The following is a 25238-nucleotide window of genomic DNA, read 5'->3' on the forward strand; positions in this document are numbered from 1 at the left end:
AAGATGTTTTGGTGGATTGAGAGAGTTTTCAGCTTAGATTCAGAGTTGAGTACGCAATAATTTGCGCAGCAGCAAGGCGACAAGCGACGGAAAGGAAGGAGCATACTGAAGTATGTGACTGACTTTACGAGCGCAGGCAACGCAGCTGATGCGATAAAGAATTGCGTACTGAGCACAAAGAATTTGCCTGGCGGCACTAGCGCGGTGGTCCCACCTGACCCCATGCCGAACTCAGAAGTGAAACGCCGTAGCGCCGATGGTAGTGTGGGGTCTCCCCATGTGAGAGTAGGGAACTGCCAGGCATCAAATTGCAGTAAGCCGGGGTGACAACCGGTGGTAATAAAGCGAAGAAATTCGGTGGAGCGGTAGTTCAGTCGGTTAGAATACCTGCCTGTCACGCAGGGGGTCGCGGGTTCGAGTCCCGTCCGTTCCGCCACTTATTTAACATTAAGCCTGCTCAAATAGCAGGCTTAATGGTAAGAAAATTTTAGGGGCGTAGTTCAATTGGTAGAGCACCGGTCTCCAAAACCGGGTGTTGGGAGTTCGAGTCTCTCCGCCCCTGCCATTTATAAGAATCCTTTGCTCAGGCAAAGGATTTTTTTTTATCTCTAATCTCCATTGGCAATATCCCCGACGAAAATACCTTGCTGATCTCCGTCCATGGAGAGTAGCGTTTATTCCAGAATAGGGTTTTTCAGGATCTCATGGATCTGCGCCTGCTTATCGCTATTTTGTAACCAGATCGCATAAAGTGGACGGGATAACGTAGCGCTGTCCATGACCGTATGTAACCCATGCTTCTCTTTCGCCCAGCGAGCAGGTAGCCAACAGCAGCCGTTCAGGCGCGATAATTGCTGATAGATCAGTTCAGCTGAAGAGGTAGTGAGCAGCGGAACATCATCGCTTCCTATCAGTCCCACTTCGTTTTGCTGAAAATCAGGCCCCCATTCAAGGCGCAAGTAATTCAATTCATTTGTGTTTTTTGCAGGCGATGCGCAATACAGGGCAAGAGTAAAATTACCCAACAGCTGGCTGCTTAATTCATCCATCTTCGGCGATTCGGTGGTGATCAGCAGATCCAACTGGCGTTCGTGAAGCTGTTTAACCAACGACTGCCGCTGCGCGATACGGGCTTCAAACTGGAGATTGTAAGGTGCGCTGTAGAGGGTACCGAGCCAGCCGTTAAGCATACATTCCCACAGGGAGGCGCTGGCCCCAATGGAGAATTCATTATGTCGCGAAGAGTGTGCCACCTCCTTGCGCGCAGCCTGCCAGGTATTCATGAGCGTTTCGGCATAGGGGAGGAGCTTTTCGCCGGCGGTCGTCAGGCGGATGTTATTACGATGACGGGTGAACAGATTCACACCAAGTTGATTTTCCAGCTGACGAATACGAAAGCTGACTGCTGACTGTGTCAGATAAAGCGCCTCTGCTGCTCGCCCAAAGTGACGAGTTCTACTCACTTCCAGGAAAGTCTTGAGCAATTCCGTATCCACACCGTTCTCCACAAAATTATTTGTCGTGATGATTTAAATGTTTTGTTTGACGCTCTGTCAAGCGTAACTAATACTCCGCGCCATAAATAGCTCGGCCAAAGAATCAGGAGCGTGTAGGATGGCGGAAAGCTTTACGACGACTAATCGTTTTTTCGACAATAAAAATTATCCACGCGGGTTCTCCCGTCACGGTGATTTCACCATCAAAGAGGCGCAACTGCTGGAACGTCATGGTTATGCCTTTAACGAACTGGAACTGGGTAAGCGCGAACCTGTTACCGAAGATGAAAAACAATTTGTCTCGGTGTGCCGTGGTGAACGTGAGCCGGTGACGGAAGCAGAACGCGTATGGATTAAGTATATGGCGCGTATCAAGCGGCCGAAGCGTTTCCATACTCTGTCCGGCGGCAAACCGCAGATGGAAGGCGCTGACGATTACACCGAAAGCGATGACTAAGAAAAAAGGGCGTAAGCCCTTTTTTTACGCCATCATTTTCTGCAGATGGTTGAGCATCCGATCAATTGCCCGATAGCTGAGCGCCTCCTGCAAATGACAGCGTTCAATCTCTTCAACCTCTGCCAGATCGGCAATGGTTCTCGCAACCTTTAACAGACGCTGCCAGGCGCGAATAGAAAGCCCCAGCTGCGTTAGCGTCTGTTCCAGCCAGACAGCATCCTCCCGCCTTAAGCGACAGCAGTTCTTCATTTCACGATTCTCAAGATGGGCATTGAGTTTATTTTGCCTGAGCATTTGTCGTTCACGCGCCGCCAGCACCCGCTGCCGGACCGTTGCGCTCGATTCTTCGCCCTGCGAGCCCTGACTCAGTATTCCTGGCGGCGGCAATGGGATCTCTAAGGAAAGATCGAAGCGGTCGAGGAAGGGGCCTGACAGGCGTCCAAGGTAGCGCAATGTCTGCTCCGGCGATGCACGATTATGTTTACCCTGATAATGTCCTGTCGGGCTTGGATTCATCGCTGCAATAAGCTGAAAGCGCGCCGGATAATTAATTTTGGCGCGCGAGCGTGATATGTGGATCTTGCCTGACTCAATGGGTTCGCGTAGCGCATCCAGTACCCGCCGCTCAAACTCCGGCAGTTCATCAAGAAACAGCACGCCATTATGGGCCAGGGAAATCTCACCGGGGACCGGTATCGAGCCGCCGCCCACCATCGCTGCCAGCGAGGCGCTATGGTGGGGGGCGCGGAACGGCCTCTGACGCCACCGCGTCTTTGCAGTGTGGAGGTTGACCAGACTCTGTATGGCCGCGCTCTCCAGCGCTTCCTGATTGCTTAATGGCGGCAGGAGACCGGGGAGTCGGCTGGCTAGCATGGTTTTCCCGGTCCCGGGCGGGCCTATCAGGAGCAGATTGTGACCACCGGCGGCCACAATCTCCAGCGCTCGTTTGCCCTGCTGCTGGCCGATAACATCGAGCAGATCTTCGTAGCGTTCATCCCGAGCAGGCGCCTCGGCGAGAGGCGGCGAAAGCGATGTCTGCCCCGCAAGAAATGCGCAAACCTCCTGCAGATGGTCGGCGACCAGACAATCGCTGCCGCCGATCAGGCCGACCTCCGCCGCATTGTCAGAGGAGACGACAATGCGCCGGCCGGCTTTGATGGCCTCCATTGCGCTGGGGATCGCCCCTGGAACGCCTCGTAACCCACCTGTAAGGGCGAGTTCGCCCACAAACTCATATTGATTCAGTCGCGTCGTGTTGAGCTGCTCTGAGGCAACGAGAAGCGCGAGAGCGATGGGCAGATCGTATCGTCCGCCTTCTTTGGGCAGATCCGCTGGCGCCAGGTTAATGGTTATCTTCTTCGCAGGAAAAGCGTAGCCGCTGTTGATCAGGGCGCTGCGGACCCGGTCGCGGGCCTCTTTCACGGTGGTTTCCGGCAGCCCGACCATAGTTAGACCAGGAAGACCGTTGCTGAGATGAACCTCAACGGTAATCAATGGCGCTTCGATACCGAGCGCCGCGCGAGTATAGACGATAGCGAGCGACATAAAACCTCCTGGACAGAGAAGAATTATGGTTGGCATGACGTAAAGCGAGAACGGAAAAAGTGCGAATTTAGAACTGCGTATCCATACTTTTCGCGGCATATCGTTACATTTAGCCGAAAATGGACGTTTGATCGCAAAACAGAGCTATGTTGGCAAAGAGGGCGCCGAAGAGCGCGGCAGGGGTGAGAAAACTGAATTTTTTTCATTTTTGATTTTTTTCATATAAAACAATTATTTTTATTGAAACCGTTAGGCTGATCAGCAACGAAGATATAAAAAAATCTTGTGCTTTATGTGATGTCTGTGGTAACTCTTTAGGTATTCCTTCGAACAAGAAGCCAGAAAGTATAGAAAATGACAGCCCTTCTACGAGTGATTAGCCTGGTCGTGATTAGCGTGGTGGTGATTATTATCCCACCGTGCGGGGCTGCACTTGGACGAGGAAAGGCTTAGAAATCAAGCCTTAACGAACTAAGACCCCCGCACCGAAAGGTCCGGGGGTTTTTTTATAACTGAAATAACCTAAGCGAGGAGCAGATGATGACTTTTAGCATAAAATTCTGTTTCTCCCGATTTATGACGGGGAACTAACTATGAATGGCGCGCAGTGGGTGGTACATGCTTTGCGGACACAGGGAGTCGACACAGTTTTTGGCTATCCGGGTGGCGCAATTATGCCGGTTTACGATGCACTGTATGACGGCGGCGTGGAGCACCTGCTGTGCCGGCATGAGCAAGGGGCAGCCATGGCGGCCATTGGTTATGCGCGAGCAACCGGTAAAACCGGGGTGTGTATCGCGACGTCCGGCCCGGGCGCGACCAATCTGATCACCGGCCTGGCGGACGCCCTGCTTGACTCTATTCCCATCGTAGCTATCACCGGCCAGGTGGCCGCACCCTTCATCGGCACGGATGCGTTCCAGGAAGTAGACGTTCTCGGTTTGTCACTGGCCTGTACTAAGCACAGTTTCCTTGTGCAGTCTCTGGACGAACTGCCGCGGGTTATTGCCGAGGCTTTCCAGGTGGCAAACTCAGGCCGTCCAGGTCCGGTGCTGGTTGATATCCCTAAGGATATTCAGATGGCGCAGGGCGACCTCGATCCCCATTTCTCTACCGTCGCCGATGAGATGGCATTTCCGCAGGCGGAAGTGGCGCAGGCTCTGCAAATGCTGGCCCAATCGCAGCAACCGATGCTGTATGTTGGCGGCGGGGTCGGCATGGCGCAGGCGGTACCGGCTTTGCGCGAATTCCTGGCGGTGACCAGGATGCCGGCAACCTGCACCCTGAAAGGGCTGGGCGTGGTGGATGCTGATTATCCCTATTATCTCGGCATGCTGGGAATGCACGGCACTAAGGCGGCCAACCTGGCGGTACAGGAGTGCGATCTGCTGATCGCCGTCGGCGCGCGCTTTGACGATCGCGTGACCGGTAAGCTCAATACCTTCGCACCGCATGCCAAAGTGATCCACATAGACATCGATCCGGCGGAGCTGAACAAGCTGCGTCAGGCGCATATCGGTCTGACAGGCGATCTGAACTGCCTGCTGCCGGCGCTGCAGCAGCCGTTAGCTATCGATGGCTGGCGCGAGCGGAGTGCCGCACTGCGTGCCGAGCATGCCTGGCGTTACGATCATCCCGGTGAGGCAATCTACGCGCCGCTGCTGCTGAAGCAGCTTTCCGACCGCAAACCGGCGGACAGCGTGGTGACCACCGACGTTGGCCAACACCAAATGTGGTCGGCTCAGCATATGACCTATACCCGCCCGGAAAACTTTATCACCTCCAGCGGCTTAGGCACCATGGGCTTTGGCCTGCCGGCCGCCGTTGGCGCCCAGGTGGCGCGCCCTAACGATACGGTGATCTGTATCTCCGGTGACGGCTCCTTCATGATGAATGTACAGGAGCTGGGCACCGTTAAACGCAAGCAGTTACCGCTGAAGATCGTGTTACTCGACAACCAGCGGTTAGGGATGGTTCGACAATGGCAGCAGCTGTTTTTCCAGGAACGTTATAGCGAAACCACTCTGACTGATAACCCTGATTTCCTCACGCTGGCCAGCGCCTTCGGTATTCCTGGCCAACACATCACCCGTAAAGACCAGGTTGAAGCGGCACTCGACACCATGCTTTCGAGCCAGGGGCCATACCTGCTTCATGTCTCAATCGACGAACTTGAGAATGTCTGGCCGTTGGTGCCGCCCGGCGCCAGTAACTCTGAAATGCTGGAGAAATTATCATGATGCAACATCAGGTCGCTTTACAGGCACGTTTCAACCCGGAAACCTTAGAGCGCGTGCTGCGCGTTGTCCGCCACCGGGGTTTCCACATCTGCGCAATGAACATGGAAACCGCGCCGGACGCACAGAACATAAATATCGAATTGACCGTTGCCAGCCCGCGGCCTGTCGAATTACTGTTTAGTCAATTAAGCAAACTGGTCGACGTTGCCTGCGTCGAGATCCAGCAACCCACATCACAACAAATCCGCGCCTGAGCGCAAAGGAAGAAAAATGACGACGAAAAAAGCTGATTACATTTGGTTCAATGGCGAGATGGTTCCGTGGGGCGAAGCGAAAGTTCATGTGATGTCCCATGCGCTGCACTACGGTACCTCGGTATTCGAGGGGATCCGTTGCTACGACTCGCACAAAGGCCCGGTGGTGTTCCGTCATCGCGAACATATGCAGCGTCTGCATGATTCAGCCAAAATTTATCGTTTCCCGGTCTCCCAGAGCGTCGACGAACTGATGGAAGCCTGCCGCGAAGTCATTCGAACCAATAATCTGACCAGCGCTTATATCCGTCCGCTGGTGTTTGTTGGCGATGTCGGCATGGGGGTAAACCCGCCTCCAGGTTACAACACTGACGTGATCATCGCGGCGTTCCCATGGGGAGCCTACCTCGGCGCAGAAGCGCTTGAGCAGGGGATCGATGCAATGGTCTCTTCCTGGAACCGCGCGGCGCCGAACACTATCCCGACGGCAGCGAAAGCCGGTGGTAATTATCTTTCCTCGCTGCTGGTTGGCAGTGAAGCGCGTCGCCATGGCTATCAGGAAGGTATCGCCCTCGATGTTAACGGCTATATCTCCGAAGGCGCAGGGGAAAACCTGTTTGAAGTGAAGGACGGTGTACTGTTCACCCCGCCGTTTACCTCTTCCGCGCTGCCGGGCATTACCCGCGACGCCATTATCAAGCTGGCGAAAGATCTTGGTATCGAAGTCCGCGAGCAGGTGTTGTCCCGTGAATCCCTGTATCTGGCGGATGAAGTCTTCATGTCCGGCACTGCGGCGGAAATCACCCCGGTACGCAGCGTGGACGGCATCCAGGTCGGCGCAGGCCGTCGCGGTCCGGTAACCAAACGCATTCAGGAAGCCTTCTTTGGCCTCTTCACCGGTGAAACACAAGATAAATGGGGCTGGTTGGATCCGGTAAGTAAGTAATTAAAAATGGGACGGCACGCACCGTCCCATTTAATAAACACAGATGGGAGTAAAAAGAGCATGCCTAAGTACCGTTCCGCCACCACCACACATGGCCGCAATATGGCGGGCGCCCGCGCGTTGTGGCGCGCAACCGGAATGACCGATGCCGATTTCGGCAAACCGATTATCGCCGTCGTTAACTCCTTTACCCAGTTTGTCCCCGGGCACGTGCACCTGCGCGATCTCGGCAAACTGGTTGCCGAGCAGATTGAAGCCGCCGGTGGCGTGGCCAAAGAATTCAACACCATCGCAGTGGATGATGGGATCGCTATGGGCCACGGGGGTATGCTCTATTCACTGCCATCCCGCGAGCTGATCGCCGACTCGGTGGAGTATATGGTTAACGCCCACTGCGCTGATGCCATGGTTTGTATCTCCAACTGCGACAAAATCACCCCGGGGATGCTGATGGCCTCCCTGCGCCTGAACATTCCAGTGATCTTTGTTTCCGGCGGCCCGATGGAAGCCGGGAAGACCAAGTTGTCAGATAAAATCATCAAGCTTGACCTGGTGGATGCGATGATTCAGGGGGCGGATCCGAAAGTGTCCGACGAGCAGAGTAATCAGGTGGAACGCTCCGCCTGCCCGACCTGCGGCTCCTGTTCCGGGATGTTCACGGCGAACTCCATGAACTGCCTGACCGAAGCGCTGGGCCTGTCACAGCCGGGCAACGGCTCTCTGCTGGCGACCCACGCCGATCGTAAGGAGCTGTTCCTAAACGCCGGGAAACGTATCGTGGAGCTGACCAAACGCTATTACGAGCAGGATGACGCTTCCGCGCTGCCGCGCAATATCGCCAGCAAGGCGGCCTTTGAGAACGCTATGACGCTGGATATCGCCATGGGCGGCTCCACCAATACCGTTCTGCACCTGCTGGCGGCGGCGCAGGAAGCTGAAATCGACTTCACCATGAGCGATATCGATAAGCTCTCCCGCAAAGTGCCGCAGCTGTGTAAGGTGGCGCCGAGCACGCAGAAATACCATATGGAAGATGTGCATCGCGCCGGCGGCGTGCTGGGCATTCTGGGCGAGCTGGACCGCGCCGGGCTGCTGAATCGCGAGGTCAAAAACGTCCTTGGCCTGACGCTGCCGCAGACCCTGGAACAGTACGATGTGATGGTGACCCAGGACGATGCGGTGAAAAAAATGTTCCGCGCCGGCCCGGCGGGCATCCGTACCACCCAGGCGTTCTCGCAAGACTGCCGCTGGGATACCCTGGATGACGATCGCGCCGAAGGCTGTATCCGTTCTCTGGAACACGCTTACAGCAAGGACGGCGGCCTGGCGGTGCTGTACGGCAATTTCGCAGAAAACGGTTGTATCGTGAAAACCGCCGGCGTGGACGACAGCATCCTGAAATTTACCGGTCCGGCGAAAGTATATGAGAGCCAGGACGATGCGGTTGAGGCCATCCTCGGCGGTAAAGTCGTGGAAGGCGACGTCGTGGTGATCCGCTACGAAGGGCCGAAAGGCGGGCCGGGGATGCAGGAAATGCTTTACCCCACCAGCTTCCTGAAGTCGATGGGGCTGGGCAAAGCGTGCGCGCTGATCACCGATGGCCGTTTCTCCGGCGGCACCTCAGGGCTCTCTATCGGTCACGTCTCTCCGGAAGCGGCGAGCGGCGGCAACATTGCGCTCATTGAAGATGGCGACATGATCGCGATTGATATTCCGAACCGCAGCATCCAGCTGCAGCTGAGCGATGCGGAAATTGCGGCGCGTCGTGAAGCCCAGGAGGCGCGTGGCGACCAGGCGTGGACGCCGAAGAATCGCCAGCGTCAGGTCTCCTTTGCCCTTCGCGCCTACGCCAGCCTGGCGACCAGCGCCGACAAAGGCGCGGTACGCGATAAATCCAAGCTGGGTGGCTAATCATGGCGGATTCACAACCCTTGTCCGGCGCCCCTGAGGGCGCCGAGTACCTGCGAGCAGTGCTGCGCGCGCCGGTTTATGAAGCGGTGCAGAAAACGCCGCTGCAAAAAATGGATAAGCTCTCGTCGCGGCTGGATAACGTTATTCTGGTGAAGCGTGAAGATCGCCAGCCGGTACACAGCTTTAAGCTGCGCGGCGCTTACGCGATGATGTCCAGCCTGACTGCCGAACAGAAATCCCACGGGGTGATCACCGCTTCGGCGGGCAACCATGCCCAGGGCGTGGCGTTTTCCGCATCGCGGCTGGGCGTTAAGGCGCTGATCGTGATGCCGGTAGCGACCGCCGATATCAAAGTCGATGCCGTTCGCGGCTTTGGCGGCGAAGTGCTGCTGCACGGCGCCAACTTTGACGAAGCGAAGGCGAGAGCGATTGAGCTGGCGCAACAGCAGGGTTTTACCTGGGTGCCGCCGTTCGATCACCCAATGGTCATCGCCGGACAGGGAACCCTGGCGCTGGAGCTGCTGCAGCAGGATGCCCATATTGACCGCGTCTTCGTCCCGGTGGGCGGCGGCGGTCTGGCAGCGGGCGTGGCGGTGCTGATCAAGCAGCTGATGCCGCAGATCAAAGTGATCGCGGTGGAGGCGGAAGATTCTGCTTGCCTGAAGGCGGCGCTGGACGCAGGCCATCCGGTGGATCTGCCGCGCGTCGGCTTGTTTGCCGAAGGCGTGGCGGTCAAACGCATCGGCGATGAAACGTTCCGTTTATGCCAGGAGTATCTGGACGATATCATCACCGTCGATAGCGATGCTATCTGCGCGGCGATGAAGGATCTGTTCGAAGATGTGCGGGCGGTGGCGGAGCCTTCCGGCGCGCTGGCGCTGGCGGGGATGAAAAAGTATATCGCCCAGCATAACATCCGCGGCGAGCGTCTGGCTCATATTCTGTCCGGGGCCAACGTCAACTTCCACGGCCTGCGCTACGTGTCCGAGCGCTGCGAGCTCGGGGAACAGCGCGAAGCACTGCTGGCGGTGACGATCCCGGAAGAGAAAGGTAGCTTTTTGAAGTTTTGCCAGCTACTGGGGGGCCGCTCGGTGACGGAGTTCAACTACCGCTTTGCCGATGCCAAAGACGCCTGTATTTTTGTCGGGGTACGCCTGAGTCGTGGCCTGGAAGAGCGGAAAGAGATCCTCCAGTTACTGAACGACGGCGGCTACAGCGTGGTGGATCTCTCTGATGATGAGATGGCTAAGCTGCATGTGCGCTATATGGTCGGCGGCCGGCCGTCAAAAGCGCTGCAGGAGCGGCTGTTCAGCTTCGAGTTTCCGGAATCGCCGGGGGCGCTGCTGAAATTCCTGCATACCCTTGGCACCCACTGGAATATTTCATTGTTCCACTACCGCAGCCACGGCACTGACTATGGTCGGGTACTGGCGGCCTTCGAGTTGGGCGAGCACGAGCCGGACTTTGAAACTCGTCTCAATGAGCTGGGCTATGAGTGCCACGACGAAACGCATAACCCGGCATTCCGCTTTTTCCTCGCGGGTTAGTGGTTGGGAAGAATTTTCCAGAAAGCATCAATAAGCGGCTCATGCAGCCGCTTTTTTTGTGCGCAAACACCCAGCTCAAACGGCGTTTGCTCATCACTGCGCTCCAGGATCATCACCCTGTTGCGTACCGGCTCCGGACTGTTCTCCAGCACCACTTCCGGCAGCAGCGCCACGCCGCATCCCAGGGCGACCATCGACACCATCGCTTCGTGCCCGCCGACGGTGGCGTAGATCGACGGATTGCTGATTTTATGCCGCCGAAACCACAGCTCGATGCGCCGACGTACCGGCCCCTGGTCGGCCATGATAAAGGGCACTGTCGACCAGTCGGGGCGCTCGACGGTCACCTGGTTGCGCACCGGGCAGGGAAGGGCCGGGGCAATTAACACCACGGCGAGGTTCTCCAGCATCGAAAACGCCACCGACCCTGGCAGAGTCTCCGGCTTACCGGCAATCGCCAGGTCGGCTTCGCCGGTGACGACCTTCTCCATAGCGTCGGCGGCGTCGCCGGTCGAGAGCTTGATCTCCACCGAGGGGTGCGCGGCGCGAAAGCGGTCGAGGATCGGCGGCAGATGGCTATAGGCGGCGGTGACGGAGCAGAAGATGTGCAGCTCGCCGGAGAGCGAAGGGCCCTGCTGATCGATGACGTGACGAAGCTGCTGATACTGCAATAAAGTCTGTTGGGCAAAGGTACGTAACTCTTCCCCGGCTTCGGTAAGGGTCACCGTGCGATTATCTCGCACGAACAGCGGCTGGCCGAGGTCCTCTTCCAGACGCTGGATCTGGCGCGAAAGCGTCGACGGGCTGACGTGCATGGCCCGCGCGCTGCGGCCAAAATGGCGGCTTTCCGCCAGATGCAGAAAAGTTTTCAGATCGCGTAAATCCACGACGCGTACTCCCCGGTTTTGTATTTCATAAAATGCAACGTGACGTTGTGAATATATCAATTTCCGCAATAAAATTCCTGTCATATAGTAAGTTCATTCTCGCAAAAGCGAACCGAACAATAAGCACGACACAACATCACGGAGTTACAGACATGGCTAACTACTTTAATACACTGAACCTGCGCCAGCAGCTGGCACAGCTGGGCAAATGCCGCTTTATGGCGCGCGACGAATTCGCCGATGGCGCAAGCTACCTTCAGGGTAAAAAAGTGGTCATCGTCGGCTGCGGCGCGCAGGGCCTGAACCAGGGTCTGAACATGCGTGACTCCGGCCTGGATATCTCCTATGCGCTGCGTAAAGAAGCGATCGCTGAGAAGCGCGCCTCCTGGCGTAAAGCGACTGAAAACGGCTTCAAAGTCGGCACTTATGAAGAGCTGATCCCGCAGGCCGACCTGGTGGTTAACCTGACGCCGGACAAACAGCACTCAGACGTTGTGCGCTCCGTACAGCCGCTGATGAAAGACGGCGCAGCGCTGGGTTACTCCCACGGCTTCAACATCGTGGAAGTGGGCGAGCAAATCCGTAAAGACATCACCGTGGTGATGGTGGCGCCGAAGTGCCCGGGCACCGAAGTGCGTGAAGAGTACAAACGCGGTTTCGGCGTACCGACGCTTATCGCGGTACACCCGGAAAACGACCCGAAAGGCGAAGGCATGGCGATTGCCAAAGCATGGGCTGCGGCGACAGGCGGCCACCGCGCGGGCGTGCTGGAATCTTCCTTCGTGGCGGAAGTGAAATCTGACCTGATGGGCGAGCAAACCATCCTTTGCGGCATGCTGCAGGCGGGTTCTCTGCTGTGCTTCGACAAGCTGGTGGCGGAAGGTACCGATCCGGCGTATGCAGAAAAACTGATTCAGTTCGGCTGGGAAACCATCACCGAAGCGCTGAAGCAGGGCGGCATCACCCTGATGATGGATCGCCTCTCCAACCCGGCGAAACTGCGCGCTTATGCGCTGTCCGAGCAGCTGAAAGAGATCATGGCGCCGCTGTTCCAGAAACACATGGACGACATTATCTCCGGCGAATTCTCCTCCGGCATGATGGCGGACTGGGCGAATGATGATAAGAAACTGCTGACCTGGCGTGAAGAGACCGGCAAAACCGCCTTCGAAACCGCGCCGCAATATGAAGGCAAAATCGGCGAGCAGGAGTACTTCGATAAAGGCGTTCTGATGATCGCGATGGTGAAAGCGGGCGTTGAGCTGGCCTTCGAAACCATGGTGGCCTCCGGCATCATCGAAGAGTCTGCTTACTACGAATCACTGCATGAGCTGCCGCTTATCGCCAACACCATCGCCCGTAAGCGTCTGTATGAGATGAACGTGGTTATTTCCGATACCGCTGAATATGGTAACTACCTGTTCTCTTACGCTTGCGTACCGCTGCTGAAAGAGTTCATGACCACCCTGCAGACCGGCGACCTGGGCACAGCGATTGCCGAAGGCGCGGTAGATAACGCGCAGCTGCGCGATGTGAACGAAGCGATTCGCAGCCACGCTATCGAGCAGGTTGGTAAGAAACTGCGCGGTTATATGACCGATATGAAGCGTATCGCGGTAGCCGGCTAATTCCTCGTCGTCTTTCGACTTGCCGATGCGTTGGCTACGGTACGTACACCCCAGTCACATAGTAATCTTTGTTCCTGGGGATGTACTTCCTTGCCGCCTTCCGGCAAGCCGAAATCCATAGAGGCATGGATTTGTTTAGTAGGCCTGATAAGCGAAGCGCCATCAGGCAAAAACCCGGAGATTAAGATCCCCGGGTTTTTTTATTATTTCCGGTACAGCACTTTGATGATGTGGTAGCCGAACTGGGTATGCAGCGGGCCGGTTGGCTCCAGTTCAGGGCAGGAGAAGACCACTTTATCGAAGGCTGGTACCATCTGGCCCTGGCGGAACTCACCCAGATCGCCGCCGCGTTTGCCTGACGGACAAATGGAGTGTTTCTTTGCCAGCTTGCCGAAATCGGCGCCGTTTTTGAGCTGCTCGAGCAGATCGAGCGCCAGTTTCTCTTCTTTTACCAGGATATGCAGTGCTGCCGCGGTTTTAGCCATGATTGCGCCTTGAGTGAGTTGGGATAAATCAGGGCGCCATAGTATCACGCGCTAGCGGCGATACAGCACCTTGATGATGTGGTAGCCGAATTTGGTTTTCACCGGGCCATAGGGTTTGAGCAGCGGACAGCTGAAGACGGCTTGATCAAACGGACCGACCATCGCGCCTTGCTGAAACTCGCCTAAGTCGCCGCCGTTGCGGCCAGACGGACATTTAGAATAGCGTTTCGCCAGATGATCGAAGCTGACGCCCCGCTCCAGTTTGGCGAGGATCTCCAGCGCCAGTTTCTCTTCTTTGACCAGGATATGCAGGGCCGCTGCGCTTTTTGCCATGACATCATTCTCAGGATGGTTTGCGTGGCTGACACTTTACCATCAGTCAGTAAATCTCGGCTCCGCTTTCTGCTACAATCCCCACCCCGTTCGAAGATTGAGCAAGACTCCCATGCGTTTAAACCCTGGCCAACAACAAGCCGTCGAATTCGTCACCGGACCGTGCCTGGTGCTGGCGGGCGCCGGTTCCGGTAAGACCCGCGTTATTACGAATAAAATCGCCCACCTGATCCGCGGCTGCGGCTATCAGGCGCGCCATATCGCGGCCGTGACCTTTACCAATAAAGCCGCGCGCGAGATGAAAGAGCGCGTTGGGCAAACGCTGGGGCGCAAAGAGGCGCGTGGCCTGATGATCTCCACTTTCCACACCCTGGGGCTGGATATCATTAAGCGGGAATACGCTGCGCTGGGTATGAAGTCTAACTTTTCCTTATTCGACGATACCGATCAGGTGGCGCTGCTTAAGGAACTGACCGAAGGGTTGATCGAAGATGACAAAGTGGTGCTTCAGCAGCTGATCTCGACGATCTCTAACTGGAAAAACGATCTAAAAACCCCGGCGCAGGCCGCCGCTGGCGCGAAAGGCGAACGGGATCGTATTTTCGCCCACTGCTATGGGCTATACGACGCGCACATGAAGGCCTGCAATGTCCTCGATTTTGACGATCTGATCCTGCTGCCAACGCTGCTGCTGCAGCGCAACGAGGAGGTGCGCGAGCGCTGGCAAAATAAGATCCGCTACCTGCTGGTAGATGAGTATCAGGATACCAATACCAGCCAGTATGAGCTGGTGAAACTGCTGGTGGGTCAGCGGGCGCGCTTTACCGTGGTGGGCGATGACGACCAGTCGATCTACTCGTGGCGCGGCGCGCGGCCGCAGAACCTGGTGCTGCTCAGCCAGGACTTCCCGGCGCTGCAGGTGATCAAGCTTGAGCAGAACTACCGCTCATCCGGGCGTATTCTGAAAGCCGCCAACATTTTGATCGCCAATAACCCTCACGTCTTTGAAAAGCGGCTGTTCTCCGAACTGGGATATGGCGCGGAGCTGAAAGTGCTCTCCGCCAACAATGAAGATCATGAAGCGGAGCGCGTGGCCGGGGAGCTGATCGCCCACCACTTCATTAATAAAACCAATTACAAAGACTACGCGATTCTTTATCGCGGCAATCACCAGTCGCGGGTCTTTGAAAAGATGCTGATGCAGAACCGCATCCCGTACAAAATCTCCGGCGGCACGTCGTTCTTTTCGCGTCCGGAAATTAAAGATCTGCTGGCCTATCTGCGCGTGCTGACCAACCCGGACGACGACAGCGCCTTCCTGCGTATCGTCAACACGCCGAAGCGCGAGATCGGCCCGGCGACGCTGCAAAAGCTCGGTGAGTGGGCGATGGGCCGCAACAAAGGATTGTTCACCGCCAGCTTTGATATGGGTCTCAGCCAGACGCTGACCGGGCGCGGCTATGAATCTCTCACCCGCTTCACCCACTGGCTACGCGAGATCCAGCAGCTGGCCGAACGCGAGCCGGTCAACGCCGTGCGCGATTTGATTCGCGGGATCGACTACGAATCCTGGCTGTATGAAACCTCGCCCAGCCCGAAAGCCGCGGAAATGCGCATGAAAAACGTCAACCAGCTGTTTACCTGGATGACCGAGATGCTGGAAGGCAGCGAAATCGATGAGCCGATGACCCTGACCCAGGTGGTCACCCGCTTTACCCTGCGCGACATGATGGAGCGCGGCGAATCGGATGAAGAGCTGGATCAGGTGCAGCTGATGACTCTCCATGCGTCAAAGGGGCTGGAGTTCCCCTACGTTTATCTGGTGGGAATGGAAGAGGGATTGCTGCCGCACCAAAGCAGCATTGATGAAGATAACGTCGATGAAGAGCGACGGTTAGCCTACGTTGGCATCACCCGTGCGCAGAAAGAGCTGACCTTTACGCTCTGTAAGGAGCGCCGGCAATATGGCGAGCTGGTGCGTCCTGAACCGAGTCGTTTTCTGCTGGAGCTCCCTCAGGACGACCTTATCTGGGAGCAGGCACGCAAAACCATTACGCCTGAAGAGCGGATGCAAAAAGGCCAGGCCAACGTCGCTAATATTCGGGCGATGCTGGCAAAGGCGAAAAAAGCTTAGCGTCTCAGGCGATAAACTGCTGCCAGGCGGCGGAGAAGGGCATCACCAGTATTAGCGAGGGCAGCATATTGGCGGTAGGGAAGGCACGGATCCCGCACAGACGGAAACCGGTCGCCAGCATAATGATGCCGCCGCAGGCGGTGAAGTCGGCGATCATCGACGGATTGATTAACGCCATGATAAAGGTTGCCGCGAAAAACAGGATAACGAAAACAATCAGCTGGGGAATAAAGATCACGGTGATGATATACCCCAGCGTGGAGGCGAAAATCGCGGCAGTAAAAAAGTCGAGGATCGACTTGGTCAGCAGAATGGTCGGGTCGCCGGTCATCCCTTCGGTTAAGGCGCCGAAGATGCCGGTACCGCTGGCGCAGAACAGGATCAGCACGGCGATAAACTGATTCATAAAATCTTCCGCACCGACGCTGGCGCTGGACTGCGCCGGAAAGATACGTTCAATGGGGCTGCGCAGCGTTGTTCCGGCTCGTTCAATCCATTTTTCAATATTCAACAGGCCGCCGATAATCGTGCCGACAATAATAGCCAGGGCAATCGGCGGCAGGTTATGCAATTTATTGACAAAGAATATGCCCATACTGATTGAGATCAGTCCGGCGATCAACGGTAAGGTTTTTTTGAAATGTTCCGGAATAAAACGATTCAGTGAAGCGCCCGCCAGCGCACCAACGAGAAGCGAGCCGCTACAGACAAATATACCTATAGCCATAATTTATTTTCTCTAATAAAAATCAGGGCCTGAATATACAGGCCCTGAAATATTTAAATTAATTATTTAATGTTAAATACGCGGCTGGCATTACCCCAGGCGATTTTCTCTTTCAGGCCTGCTTCAAGTTCTAAAGGATCAAACCAGTCGCAGGCCTGATGAATATCTTCATACGGATAATCGACAGAGAACATCACGCGATCGGCGCCCATGACTTCAATAGCATTATTCAGTGAATGGGTATTGAAATGGCCGCTGGTGGTAACGATGAAGTTATTCTGCAGGTAGTGCATTAACGGTTTTTCCGCTTTACCCAGACCGCAGCCGAAACGCTGACGATAGAGACGATGTTGAGTGCGCGGCAGCATATGTACCAGCCCTTCGCCGAGGTGACCCAGCACCAGATTGAGGTTAGGATAACGATCGAACAGACCGCTCATCATCAGACGAATAGCATGCACTGCCGTTTCCTGAGCGAAGCCCCAGGCAGAGCCGATCAGGCTTTCGTAACCGGTATAGATGCCACGCGCCGGGCCTTCCAGCGGTTCACGAGGATGCAGATAGACAGGCACGTTCAGCTCGTTGACCTTATCCCAGAATACCAGCATGGATTCGTCATCAAGATACAGGCCATGCTCGCTATCTTTAACGTTGGTGTAGCCGTTGATCAGCGCACCTTTCATGCCTAACTTTTTCACGGCGCGCTCCAGCTCTTCCGCCGCGGCTTCCGGGTTCTGCAATGCCAGGGTGGCGAAGGCGCTGAATTTGTCCGGATTTGGCTTAACATAATTCTCAACGATAAAATCGTTGGTATCGCGGGCAAAAGAGACGGCTTTGGCTTTATCTAAAATAGACTGGGCGCCAGGTGAAGTCAGAGAAAGAATTACATGATCAATATGACGCTGCGCCATTTCTTCCAGCTGAATGCTGCGATCCAGCAGGCGGCGTTCAACATCTTTCATATATTCTGTGCCGTTACGACCTGCTTCACCAGATGAATCCCACAGACGGTTATTTTCAGGAGTGGATACGTGTTCTTCTAAAGCAATTTTTCCGCGCATGATATTTTCCTTGCGATATGAGTCAGTGTGGCTTGATGCGAGGAGAATAAAAGCTTTCACGTATTACCAGCAATAAACCAAACGTAATAGGGGTTATTAATAAAACCAATACACGGGCGTATTTTGTTACTTAGATTTTAATAGAAGTACTCTGCTGTGCGGGATCGGCAAGCGTAGCGATCAGCGAGCGTAGCCAGATATGTCCGGGATCGCGGTGCAGCCGCTGATGCCAGACCTGACGGATGGCGATTTTGGCGAGGGGAAAAGGCAGCGGCCAGCTGCGGCAGGGATAGCGCCGGGTGATATGCCGCGCCACCTGTTCCGGGACGACGGCAATCATATCGCTTTCGGCCACCAGCTCACCGGTACCTAAAAAACTTGGTAACGTTAGCGCAATGCGCCGGGGCATGTGGTGCTCATCAAGCAGCTTATCCATATCGCCATGGGCAGTCCCCTCCACGCGGATCGCCAGATGCTTTTCCTGGCGCCAGTCTTCGGCGCGGAGCTGTGCGCGAATGCGAGGATGGTTTTCCGCAGCCAGGCAGACATATGATTGATCGAAGAGATGTTGCTGGTAGACGCTTTCCGGAAGCTGCGTCAGATAGCCGATCGCGAGATCGCATTTCCCGGATTCGAGGGCGTTGAGGGTCTGCTCATCCAGATTCTGTACCGTAAAGGTGATCCCGTCCGCCGCCTGCTGCTGGAGCGCAATTTGCAATAAAGGCAGCAGCGTCATTTGGCTGATATCGGTCATACCGATCGTAAAATTACGCTGGCTCTGCTGGGGAAGAAATTCAGGTTTGACCGCTAAATCGTTATCGGCAAGCTGGAGAAGAGTCGAGATGGTGGGGGCGATCGCGTCCGCTCGCGGCGTCGGGATCATCCGCTGCCCGACCCGGACAAACAGCGGGTCAGCAAAATGATCTCGTAGTTTTTTCAGCAAAAGGCTGCCGGTGGGCTGGCTGATATCGAGCGCGTCCGCTGCTGGGGAAACATTGCCCAAGCGGTAGAGCGCAGAGAAAAAGCGTAGCGATTTGAAATCCAGTTCTTCCCGCATCCGCCCTCCTGGCTGGATATTATTTCAGCGTATCGCCGCTGGCGACCCGAAGTATCCAGTGGACGTAGCTTTGCCACTGACACTCCTGATCGACCATCTCCCGACCCAGCGGATGTTCATCCAGCCAGTTTCCCGGCAATATCAGCGTCAGTTGTTCGTCTTGAGCGGTCAGCTGAATGGCGGGCAACAGATCGTCGCGCCGCCGGCTGGCAAACAGGATTGCCAGTCGCAGCAGACGACACAGATGCTCAGCCACCCGCGGCGGGACGGCATTCTGCTGATGAAGCGAAGAGAGGTCGATAGCGTTAGTCTGGTTAAGGAGCAGCGTGGCAATCAGCTTCTTCTGCGCCGGGGTAAAGCCCGGCAGGTCGAGGTTATTGACCAGATAGGCGGCGTGCTGCGGCGCGCGCTTAAAATCCACGCTCAGCCCAATCTCATGCAGCGCACAGGCGCTAAGGAGTAAATCACGGCTTAGCGGATCCAGCTCCCAGCTGCCATCCAACTGACTGAGCAGATGACTGGCAAGGCCGCCGACGCGCTGGGCCTGTTCGGTGTCGATCATAAAACGACGCTGAATATTACGCAGCGTGCGGCTGCGGATGTCCTGCTCAACGGAGAGATGCAGCATGCCGTACACCAGGCCTTCGCGTAACGCGCCGCCCGCGAGGGTCATACACTGAATATTCAGTTCGCTGAAGATAGCGATCAGGATCGCCAGCCCGCTAGGAAACACCAGCGCCCGCTCAAGGGTTAAGCCTTCGATCTCCAGCTCTTCCAGACGTCCGCACTGGATAGCGCGCTGTTTAAGCTGCTGGAGTTTGGCGAGGGTGATTCGTTCATCCATCCCCTGCGCCATCATAATTTCCTGCAGAGCCTGAACGGTGCCGGAGGCGCCAACGCACACTTTCCATCCGTGATAGCGCAGCACATCGGCGACGGGCAGTAGCACCTCGCGCGCAGCCGCTTCGGCGAGATCGAAATTCTCTTTCGTCAGACTACGGTCGGCAAAATAGCGTTCAAGCCAGGTGACACAGCCCATCGACAGGCTAAACAGCGAGGTTGTTTGTGCGCCGGTCCCGGTCACCAGCTCGGTGCTGGCACCGCCGATATCGACCACCAGGCGCTGATCGGCGCCGCCGGTGGTGTGGGCGACACCCTGGTAAATCAGGCGCGCTTCTTCTTCGCCGCTGATCACTTGCACTGGAGTGCCGAGGATCTCCTGCGCTTTCGCCAGAAACTCTCCCGCATTGACGGCAAGACGCAGCGTGGCGGTGGCCACGACGCGGATTTGCGTCGGCGGAATATCCTGCAGGCGCTCGGCAAACAGGCGTAAGCACTGCCAGCCCCGTTCCATCGCTTCTGCGGAGAGGGTGTTGTCGCTATTCAGGCCGGCGGCCAGTCGAACCTTACGCTTAATGCGGCTCAGCGTCTGGATGCTGCCCGCCACCTCGCGCACCACCAACATATGGAAACTATTGGAGCCCAAATCAATGGCGGCATATAGCGAGGTGGAGCTCATACTCTTCATCGTTCAGAAGGCTCCCTGGTCGGCGGGGCGCTTAGGCCCGATCCACATCACTGAGCGGGTCGCCAGAGGAAGGTCGCCCTGGCAGATTCTGAATGACTGAGCGTATGGCATAGATCTCTTAACCTGAACGACGACGATTGCGCGGTGGACCGTTACGGCGCGGGCCGTTGCCTGGGCGCGCACGGGTCAGACGCAGCGGTTTAGGCAGGTCGGTCATCAGCGCGTCCGGGTTGTACTTACTGACCGGAATTGAGTGACCAATATAGGTTTCGATCGCCGGCAGATTCAGCGCATACTCTTCGCAGGCGAGGCTAATGGAGTGACCGCTGGCGCCAGCGCGACCGGTACGGCCGATGCGGTGAACGTAATCTTCGCAGTCGTCCGGCAGATCGTAGTTAAAGACGTGGGTCACGGCCGGAATGTGCAAACCACGAGCGGCAACGTCAGTCGCGACCAGGATATCGAGGTCGCCGCGGGTAAATTCTTCGAGAATACGCAGACGTTTTTTCTGCGCCACGTCGCCGGTCAGCAGACCTACGCGATGGCCGTCGGCGGCGAGATGCCCCCAGATATCTTCACAACGATGCTTGGTATTGGCGAAGACGATGGCGCGATCGGGCCACTCTTCTTCCAGCAGCGTCTGCAGCAGGCGCATTTTTTCTTCATTGGACGGGTAGAAGAGCTCTTCTTTAATACGGTGGCCTGTCTTCTGTTCCGGCTCGACTTCAACGTACTCGGCGTTATTCATTTGTTCGAACGCCAGTTCGCGGACGCGATAAGAAAGGGTCGCGGAGAACAACATGTTCAGGCGCTGAGTGGCCGGCGGCATGCGGCGGAACAGCCAGCGGATATCTTTAATAAAGCCGAGATCGTACATGCGATCGGCTTCGTCCAGCACGACAACCTGAATGGCGCCGAGGTTAATGTGGTTCTGCTTCGCGTAATCGATCAGACGACCAGTGGTGCCGATCAGAATATCGACGCCGCTTTCCAGCACTTTCAACTGCTTATCGTAGCCGTCGCCGCCGTAAGCCAGACCCAGCTTCAGACCGGTGGCCTGCGCCAGTGGCTCAGCGTCGGCGTGGATCTGTACCGCCAGTTCACGCGTCGGCGCCATAATCAGCGCGCGCGGTTGGTTAACCTGGCGATCGGCGATAGCCGGGTGAGAGAGAAGATAATGAAACGTTGACGTCAGGAACGCCATCGTTTTACCGGTACCGGTTTGCGCCTGCCCGGCGACATCGCGGCCTTCCAGCGTCAGCGGAAGGGCGAGGGCCTGAATGGGTGTGCAATTATGAAACCCTTTCTTTTCAAGGGCTTCAATGACTGCCGGGTGCAGGGCGAAGTCGGAAAACTTCTGTTCTGTTAAATGTGTTTTGCTCATAGTGTGGTAGAATATCAGCTAACTATTGCATTAAGAAAGCGTATCCGGTGAAATAACGTCAACCTTTCGTTGGCGGTGTACGAAATTATTCAAGGTACGTCTACGGTAACTGAACGAATCCAGGATAGCTTAGACTACTAAGCGAGTCGGGAGCGATAAATCTGCAGCATGCAGTTCGCGTTCGGGCACCCTGGCGTCAACAGGCGAGTCCATGATGGATTGCGCCAGTTGGCAGGCCAGAGAATTGAGGTATCCTGAAGAATAGCGTGCATAACGTAGCCGCAGCGCGTCGTTGATGGCTACGACACCAACACACCAGGCTTATTCCTGTGGAGTTAAATATGAGCGATAAAATTATTCACCTGACTGACGACAGTTTTGACACGGACGTACTCAAGGCTGACGGGCTGACCCTCGTCGATTTCTGGGCAGAGTGGTGTGGTCCGTGCAAAATGATCGCCCCGATTCTGGATGAGATCGCTGAAGAGTATCAGGGCAAACTGACCGTAGCTAAGCTGAACATTGACCAGAACCCGGGCACTGCGCCGAAATACGGCATTCGCGGTATCCCAACCCTGCTGCTGTTTAAAAACGGCGAAGTGGCGGCCACTAAAGTTGGCGCCCTGTCCAAGGGTCAGCTGAAAGAGTTCCTCGACGCTAACCTGGCGTAAGCGAATTGCTGTTCCGGCGTCCAGATTCCTATTTTTTGCGGAACTCTGGACGCCCGGCTGGAGTCGTGCTAAGTTAATCCACAGACTTCGTTTTAAACATACCTTGTTTGAATCTTGTTTTACCCGAAGCATCCCGCATAAATGCGCGTGAAGCTAATAATTCCGGGCTTTTCACTCATTCCGTCTAGTCGTTTCAGTTCTGCGTTCTTTCCTGTGACCAGGCAACGTACAGACACGAGATGAAGGCCGTTAACAGGCATGGAAGTTCCTGCCATACCATTCACAACATTAAGTTCGAGATTTACCCCGAGTTTAAGAACCCACACCACTATGAATCTTACCGAATTAAAGAATACGCCGGTTTCTGAGCTGATTACTCTCGGCGAAAATATGGGGCTGGAAAACCTGGCTCGTATGCGTAAGCAGGATATTATTTTTGCCATCCTCAAGCAGCATTCGAAGAGTGGCGAAGATATCTTTGGCGACGGCGTACTGGAGATACTGCAGGATGGATTTGGATTCCTCCGCTCCGCAGACAGCTCCTACCTCGCCGGCCCTGACGACATCTACGTATCCCCCAGCCAAATCCGCCGTTTCAACCTCCGCACTGGTGACACCATTTCCGGTAAGATTCGTCCTCCGAAAGAGGGTGAACGTTACTTTGCGCTGCTGAAAGTTAACGAAGTTAACTACGACAAGCCGGAAAACGCGCGTAACAAGATCCTGTTCGAGAACTTAACGCCGCTGCACGCGAACTCTCGCCTGCGTATGGAGCGTGGTAACGGTTCTACCGAAGACTTAACCGCTCGCGTACTGGATCTGGCCTCCCCGATTGGCCGCGGCCAGCGTGGCCTCATCGTCGCGCCGCCGAAAGCCGGTAAAACCATGCTGCTGCAGAACATCGCGCAGAGCATCGCATACAACCACCCGGACTGTGTCCTGATGGTACTGCTGATCGACGAACGTCCGGAAGAAGTGACCGAGATGCAGCGTCTGGTGAAAGGTGAAGTGGTTGCTTCCACCTTTGACGAGCCGGCATCCCGTCACGTGCAGGTTGCCGAGATGGTTATTGAGAAAGCGAAACGTCTGGTTGAACACAAGAAAGACGTTATCATCCTGCTCGACTCCATTACCCGTCTGGCGCGTGCCTACAACACCGTGGTTCCGGCTTCCGGTAAAGTGTTGACCGGTGGTGTGGACGCCAACGCCCTGCACCGTCCGAAGCGTTTCTTTGGTGCGGCACGTAACGTCGAGGAGGGCGGTAGCCTGACCATCATCGCCACGGCGCTGATCGACACCGGTTCCAAAATGGACGAAGTTATCTACGAAGAGTTTAAAGGCACCGGTAACATGGAACTGCACCTCTCTCGTAAGATTGCTGAAAAACGCGTCTTCCCGGCTATCGACTACAACCGTTCCGGTACCCGTAAAGAAGAGCTGCTTACCACTCAGGAAGAGCTGCAGAAAATGTGGATCCTGCGCAAAATTATCCATCCGATGGGTGAGATTGATGCGATGGAATTCCTCATCAATAAGCTGGCAATGACCAAGACGAATGATGACTTCTTCGATATGATGAAGCGCTCGTAAGGTAAAAAAAGCCAAAAACGCCACGCCTTTGCGTGGCGTTTTCATTTTTGGGTTTGTATGATCCAGAGACAGAGAAAGCGGGACGAAAGTTGTCGTATAATGGCGCCGGATAGCAGGCGGAGACAGCTTTAACAGACTAAAATCTATACAATAAATTTGTAATGTTCTGCTTTTCCCCTTCTGGAGTTGGGGCATCATCGCTATACTTCCCGGATTAACTATGCTGAGAGCACATGCGTTGTGAATTTACTCACTGCTATTACTGAATTAATCAGTATTTTCTTATTCACGACCCTCTTTATTTTTGTCGTGCGGAAAGTGGCAAAAAAGATCGGGTTAGTGGATAAACCCAACTATCGCAAACGGCATCAGGGGTTGATTCCGTTGGTCGGTGGTATCTCAGTTTATGCAGGTATCTGTTTCACTTTCGCCATCGCCGATTATTATATTCCTCACGCCTCGCTGTATCTGGCCTGCGCGGGGGTATTGGTGCTGGTTGGCGCGCTTGACGATCGCTTCGACATCAGCGTGAAAATTCGCGCGGTCATTCAGGCCGCGATCGCCGTGATTATGATGATGGCAGGGAATCTGCATCTGAGTAGTTTGGGCTTTATTTTTGGCTCGTGGGAACTGGTGCTGGGGCCCTTCGGCTTCTTCCTGACGCTGTTTGCCGTCTGGGCCGCTATCAATGCGTTCAACATGGTCGATGGTATCGACGGCCTGCTCGGCGGACTGTCATCGGTCTCTTTTGCGGCGACCGGGATTATCCTTTGGTTTGATGGTCAGTACAGCCTGGCGATGTGGTGTTTCGCGATGATCGCCGCCATTCTACCCTATATTCTTCTCAATCTTGGCGCCCTCGGCCGCCGCTATAAAGTCTTTATGGGTGACGCCGGCAGCACGATGATTGGCTTCACCATCATCTGGATCCTGCTGGAAACCACGCAAGGTAAAACGCATCCCATTAGCCCGGTGACCGCGCTGTGGATTATCGCTATCCCGCTGATGGACATGGTGGCGATTATGTATCGCCGCCTGCGCAAAGGCATGAGTCCTTTCTCACCGGACCGTCAGCATATTCATCATTTGATCATGCGCGCCGGGTTTACTTCCCGCCAGGCGTTTGTCCTGATTACCCTGGCCGCCGCCCTGCTGGCGCTGGTTGGCGTCGTGGCGGAGTACACCCGCATTGTGCCGGAATGGGTGATGTTAATTCTCTTTTTGGTAGCCTTCTTTCTTTATGGCTACTGTATTAAGCGCGCCTGGAAAGTGGCGCGCCTGGTTAAGCGCATCAGACGCAGAATTCGGCGACACAGCGGCAATAATCCGAAACTAACCAAGTAGAGCTGGGGATGTG

The 25238-nt window shown here is 55.5% G+C and carries 23 protein-coding genes, 2 tRNA genes and 1 rRNA gene; 16 read left to right on the plus strand and 10 right to left on the minus strand.

Translation table 11 applies throughout. The annotated features are described in order from the left end of the window. The first annotated feature begins 186 nt into the window (after nt 1–186). The 3 genes from rrf (at nt 187) to KHQ23_RS08185 (ending at nt 565) form a co-directional block, all read left to right on the plus strand. Nucleotides 187–302 (plus strand): 5S ribosomal RNA (rrf, locus tag KHQ23_RS08175). 57 nt (nt 303–359) lie between these two features. After that, a tRNA-Asp gene (locus KHQ23_RS08180) sits at nt 360–436 on the plus strand. Nucleotides 437–489: 53 nt separating this feature from the next. After that, a tRNA-Trp gene (locus tag KHQ23_RS08185) sits at nt 490–565 on the plus strand. A gap of 109 nt (nt 566–674) precedes the next feature. On the opposite strand, the gene hdfR is transcribed toward KHQ23_RS08185, so the two are convergent. After that, complete coding sequence (hdfR, locus tag KHQ23_RS08190) at nt 675–1496, minus strand: HTH-type transcriptional regulator HdfR (protein WP_032435727.1); 822 nt, start codon at nt 1494–1496, stop codon at nt 675–677. Nucleotides 1497–1614: 118 nt separating this feature from the next. On the opposite strand from hdfR, the gene KHQ23_RS08195 reads away from it, so the two are divergent. Continuing rightward, nucleotides 1615–1953, plus strand: coding sequence for a DUF413 domain-containing protein (locus KHQ23_RS08195; protein WP_004146520.1), 339 nt, complete (start codon nt 1615–1617; stop codon nt 1951–1953). 24 nt (nt 1954–1977) lie between these two features. Here KHQ23_RS08195 and KHQ23_RS08200 read toward each other — a convergent pair whose 3' ends face one another. After that, nucleotides 1978–3498, minus strand: coding sequence for a YifB family Mg chelatase-like AAA ATPase (locus tag KHQ23_RS08200; RefSeq protein WP_004181640.1), 1521 nt, complete (start codon nt 3496–3498; stop codon nt 1978–1980). A gap of 354 nt (nt 3499–3852) precedes the next feature. Between KHQ23_RS08200 and ilvL the strand changes: the two genes are divergently transcribed. The 7 genes from ilvL to ilvA all read left to right on the plus strand — a co-directional run bounded on the left by ilvL (nt 3853) and on the right by ilvA (nt 10396). After that, nucleotides 3853–3951 (plus strand): ilv operon leader peptide, encoded by a 99-nt coding sequence (gene ilvL, locus KHQ23_RS08205; protein WP_001311244.1) that lies wholly within the window; start codon nt 3853–3855, stop codon nt 3949–3951. An 87-nt stretch (nt 3952–4038) separates the two neighbouring features. Continuing rightward, complete coding sequence (ilvX, locus tag KHQ23_RS26605) at nt 4039–4089, plus strand: peptide IlvX (protein WP_175426296.1); 51 nt, start codon at nt 4039–4041, stop codon at nt 4087–4089. A 2-nt stretch (nt 4090–4091) separates the two neighbouring features. Then, nucleotides 4092–5738, plus strand: a complete 1647-nt coding sequence (ilvG, locus tag KHQ23_RS08215) for an acetolactate synthase 2 catalytic subunit (RefSeq protein WP_211776961.1) — start codon at nt 4092–4094, stop codon at nt 5736–5738. Further along, nucleotides 5735–5992, plus strand: a complete 258-nt coding sequence (ilvM, locus tag KHQ23_RS08220; RefSeq protein ID WP_002883170.1) for an acetolactate synthase 2 small subunit — start codon at nt 5735–5737, stop codon at nt 5990–5992. Before ilvG ends, ilvM begins: the two co-directional genes overlap by 4 nt. A 16-nt stretch (nt 5993–6008) precedes the next feature. After that, nucleotides 6009–6938: a branched-chain-amino-acid transaminase gene (ilvE, locus tag KHQ23_RS08225; RefSeq protein WP_032422068.1), complete on the plus strand. Its 930-nt coding sequence runs from the start codon at nt 6009–6011 to the stop codon at nt 6936–6938. Between the two features lie 60 nt (nt 6939–6998). Beyond that, on the plus strand, nt 6999–8849 hold the full coding sequence (gene ilvD, locus KHQ23_RS08230) for a dihydroxy-acid dehydratase (RefSeq protein WP_002883173.1): 1851 nt from the start codon (nt 6999–7001) through the stop codon (nt 8847–8849). A gap of 2 nt (nt 8850–8851) precedes the next feature. Continuing rightward, nucleotides 8852–10396, plus strand: coding sequence for a threonine ammonia-lyase, biosynthetic (ilvA, locus tag KHQ23_RS08235; protein ID WP_002883174.1), 1545 nt, complete (start codon nt 8852–8854; stop codon nt 10394–10396). Here the strand turns inward: ilvA and ilvY are convergent. Continuing rightward, nucleotides 10393–11283 carry an HTH-type transcriptional activator IlvY gene (gene ilvY / locus KHQ23_RS08240; RefSeq protein WP_002883176.1) on the minus strand — a complete coding sequence of 297 codons (891 nt, stop codon included), beginning with the start codon at nt 11281–11283 and terminating at the stop codon, nt 10393–10395. The two genes, ilvA and ilvY, sit on opposite strands and share 4 nt — an antisense overlap. A gap of 152 nt (nt 11284–11435) precedes the next feature. On the opposite strand from ilvY, the gene ilvC reads away from it, so the two are divergent. Then, nucleotides 11436–12911: a ketol-acid reductoisomerase gene (gene ilvC, locus KHQ23_RS08245; protein WP_002883178.1), complete on the plus strand. Its 1476-nt coding sequence runs from the start codon at nt 11436–11438 to the stop codon at nt 12909–12911. A gap of 203 nt (nt 12912–13114) precedes the next feature. Here the strand turns inward: ilvC and ppiC (KHQ23_RS08250) are convergent, their stop codons facing one another. Together ppiC (KHQ23_RS08250) and ppiC (KHQ23_RS08255) are read right to left on the minus strand one after the other, a co-directional pair. Next, entirely contained in the window at nt 13115–13396 is a 282-nt protein-coding gene (ppiC, locus tag KHQ23_RS08250) for a peptidylprolyl isomerase PpiC (RefSeq protein ID WP_002883180.1), read from the minus strand. 51 nt (nt 13397–13447) lie between these two features. Further along, the gene (gene ppiC / locus KHQ23_RS08255) at nt 13448–13729 is read right to left on the minus strand and encodes a peptidylprolyl isomerase PpiC (protein ID WP_002883181.1); all 282 of its coding nucleotides are present in this window, start codon (nt 13727–13729) and stop codon (nt 13448–13450) included. Between the two features lie 112 nt (nt 13730–13841). Here ppiC (KHQ23_RS08255) and rep point away from each other — a divergent pair, with 112 nt between their 5' ends. Further along, entirely contained in the window at nt 13842–15863 is a 2022-nt protein-coding gene (rep, locus tag KHQ23_RS08260; RefSeq protein ID WP_004181641.1) for a DNA helicase Rep, read from the plus strand. 4 nt (nt 15864–15867) lie between these two features. Here the strand turns inward: rep and KHQ23_RS08265 are convergent, their stop codons facing one another. The 5 genes from KHQ23_RS08265 to rhlB all read right to left on the minus strand — a co-directional run bounded on the left by KHQ23_RS08265 (nt 15868) and on the right by rhlB (nt 21620). Then, nucleotides 15868–16590 carry a DUF554 domain-containing protein gene (locus KHQ23_RS08265; RefSeq protein ID WP_002883185.1) on the minus strand — a complete coding sequence of 241 codons (723 nt, stop codon included), beginning with the start codon at nt 16588–16590 and terminating at the stop codon, nt 15868–15870. A gap of 62 nt (nt 16591–16652) precedes the next feature. Beyond that, entirely contained in the window at nt 16653–17651 is a 999-nt protein-coding gene (locus tag KHQ23_RS08270) for an amidohydrolase family protein (protein ID WP_004181642.1), read from the minus strand. Nucleotides 17652–17781: 130 nt separating this feature from the next. Next, entirely contained in the window at nt 17782–18708 is a 927-nt protein-coding gene (locus tag KHQ23_RS08275; RefSeq protein ID WP_002883211.1) for a LysR family transcriptional regulator, read from the minus strand. Between the two features lie 19 nt (nt 18709–18727). Next, the gene (gppA, locus tag KHQ23_RS08280; RefSeq protein ID WP_004150419.1) at nt 18728–20236 is read right to left on the minus strand and encodes a guanosine-5'-triphosphate,3'-diphosphate diphosphatase; all 1509 of its coding nucleotides are present in this window, start codon (nt 20234–20236) and stop codon (nt 18728–18730) included. 118 nt (nt 20237–20354) lie between these two features. Further along, the gene (rhlB, locus tag KHQ23_RS08285; protein WP_002883222.1) at nt 20355–21620 is read right to left on the minus strand and encodes an ATP-dependent RNA helicase RhlB; all 1266 of its coding nucleotides are present in this window, start codon (nt 21618–21620) and stop codon (nt 20355–20357) included. Nucleotides 21621–21961: 341 nt separating this feature from the next. Between rhlB and trxA the strand changes: the two genes are divergently transcribed. The 3 genes from trxA (at nt 21962) to wecA (ending at nt 25225) form a co-directional block, all read left to right on the plus strand. Next, a complete protein-coding gene (trxA, locus tag KHQ23_RS08290; RefSeq protein ID WP_002883224.1) occupies nt 21962–22291 on the plus strand; it encodes a thioredoxin TrxA in 330 nt (109 codons plus the stop codon). A 330-nt stretch (nt 22292–22621) separates the two neighbouring features. Continuing rightward, nucleotides 22622–23881: a transcription termination factor Rho gene (gene rho, locus KHQ23_RS08295; protein ID WP_002883293.1), complete on the plus strand. Its 1260-nt coding sequence runs from the start codon at nt 22622–22624 to the stop codon at nt 23879–23881. Nucleotides 23882–24121: 240 nt separating this feature from the next. Beyond that, nucleotides 24122–25225: a UDP-N-acetylglucosamine--undecaprenyl-phosphate N-acetylglucosaminephosphotransferase gene (gene wecA / locus KHQ23_RS08300; protein WP_047694025.1), complete on the plus strand. Its 1104-nt coding sequence runs from the start codon at nt 24122–24124 to the stop codon at nt 25223–25225. The last annotated feature ends 13 nt before the right edge of the window (nt 25226–25238 follow it).

This window comes from Klebsiella sp. 64, assembly GCF_018223915.1.
Taxonomy (GTDB): Bacteria; Pseudomonadota; Gammaproteobacteria; order Enterobacterales; family Enterobacteriaceae; genus Klebsiella; species Klebsiella pneumoniae.

Coding starts and splice junctions, on each gene's coding strand:
- KHQ23_RS08195 (WP_004146520.1), top strand. CDS start 1,615: ATGGCGGAAAGCTTTACGACGACTAATCGTTTTTTCGACAATAAAAAT.
- KHQ23_RS08200 (WP_004181640.1), bottom strand. CDS start 3,498: ATGTCGCTCGCTATCGTCTATACTCGCGCGGCGCTCGGTATCGAAGCG.
- ilvL (WP_001311244.1), top strand. CDS start 3,853: ATGACAGCCCTTCTACGAGTGATTAGCCTGGTCGTGATTAGCGTGGTG.
- ilvG (WP_211776961.1), top strand. CDS start 4,092: ATGAATGGCGCGCAGTGGGTGGTACATGCTTTGCGGACACAGGGAGTC.
- ilvM (WP_002883170.1), top strand. CDS start 5,735: ATGATGCAACATCAGGTCGCTTTACAGGCACGTTTCAACCCGGAAACC.
- ilvE (WP_032422068.1), top strand. CDS start 6,009: ATGACGACGAAAAAAGCTGATTACATTTGGTTCAATGGCGAGATGGTT.
- ilvD (WP_002883173.1), top strand. CDS start 6,999: ATGCCTAAGTACCGTTCCGCCACCACCACACATGGCCGCAATATGGCG.
- ilvA (WP_002883174.1), top strand. CDS start 8,852: ATGGCGGATTCACAACCCTTGTCCGGCGCCCCTGAGGGCGCCGAGTAC.
- ilvC (WP_002883178.1), top strand. CDS start 11,436: ATGGCTAACTACTTTAATACACTGAACCTGCGCCAGCAGCTGGCACAG.
- ppiC (WP_002883180.1), bottom strand. CDS start 13,396: ATGGCTAAAACCGCGGCAGCACTGCATATCCTGGTAAAAGAAGAGAAA.
- ppiC (WP_002883181.1), bottom strand. CDS start 13,729: ATGGCAAAAAGCGCAGCGGCCCTGCATATCCTGGTCAAAGAAGAGAAA.
- rep (WP_004181641.1), top strand. CDS start 13,842: ATGCGTTTAAACCCTGGCCAACAACAAGCCGTCGAATTCGTCACCGGA.
- KHQ23_RS08265 (WP_002883185.1), bottom strand. CDS start 16,590: ATGGCTATAGGTATATTTGTCTGTAGCGGCTCGCTTCTCGTTGGTGCG.
- KHQ23_RS08270 (WP_004181642.1), bottom strand. CDS start 17,651: ATGCGCGGAAAAATTGCTTTAGAAGAACACGTATCCACTCCTGAAAAT.
- KHQ23_RS08275 (WP_002883211.1), bottom strand. CDS start 18,708: ATGCGGGAAGAACTGGATTTCAAATCGCTACGCTTTTTCTCTGCGCTC.
- gppA (WP_004150419.1), bottom strand. CDS start 20,236: ATGAAGAGTATGAGCTCCACCTCGCTATATGCCGCCATTGATTTGGGC.
- rhlB (WP_002883222.1), bottom strand. CDS start 21,620: ATGAGCAAAACACATTTAACAGAACAGAAGTTTTCCGACTTCGCCCTG.
- trxA (WP_002883224.1), top strand. CDS start 21,962: ATGAGCGATAAAATTATTCACCTGACTGACGACAGTTTTGACACGGAC.
- rho (WP_002883293.1), top strand. CDS start 22,622: ATGAATCTTACCGAATTAAAGAATACGCCGGTTTCTGAGCTGATTACT.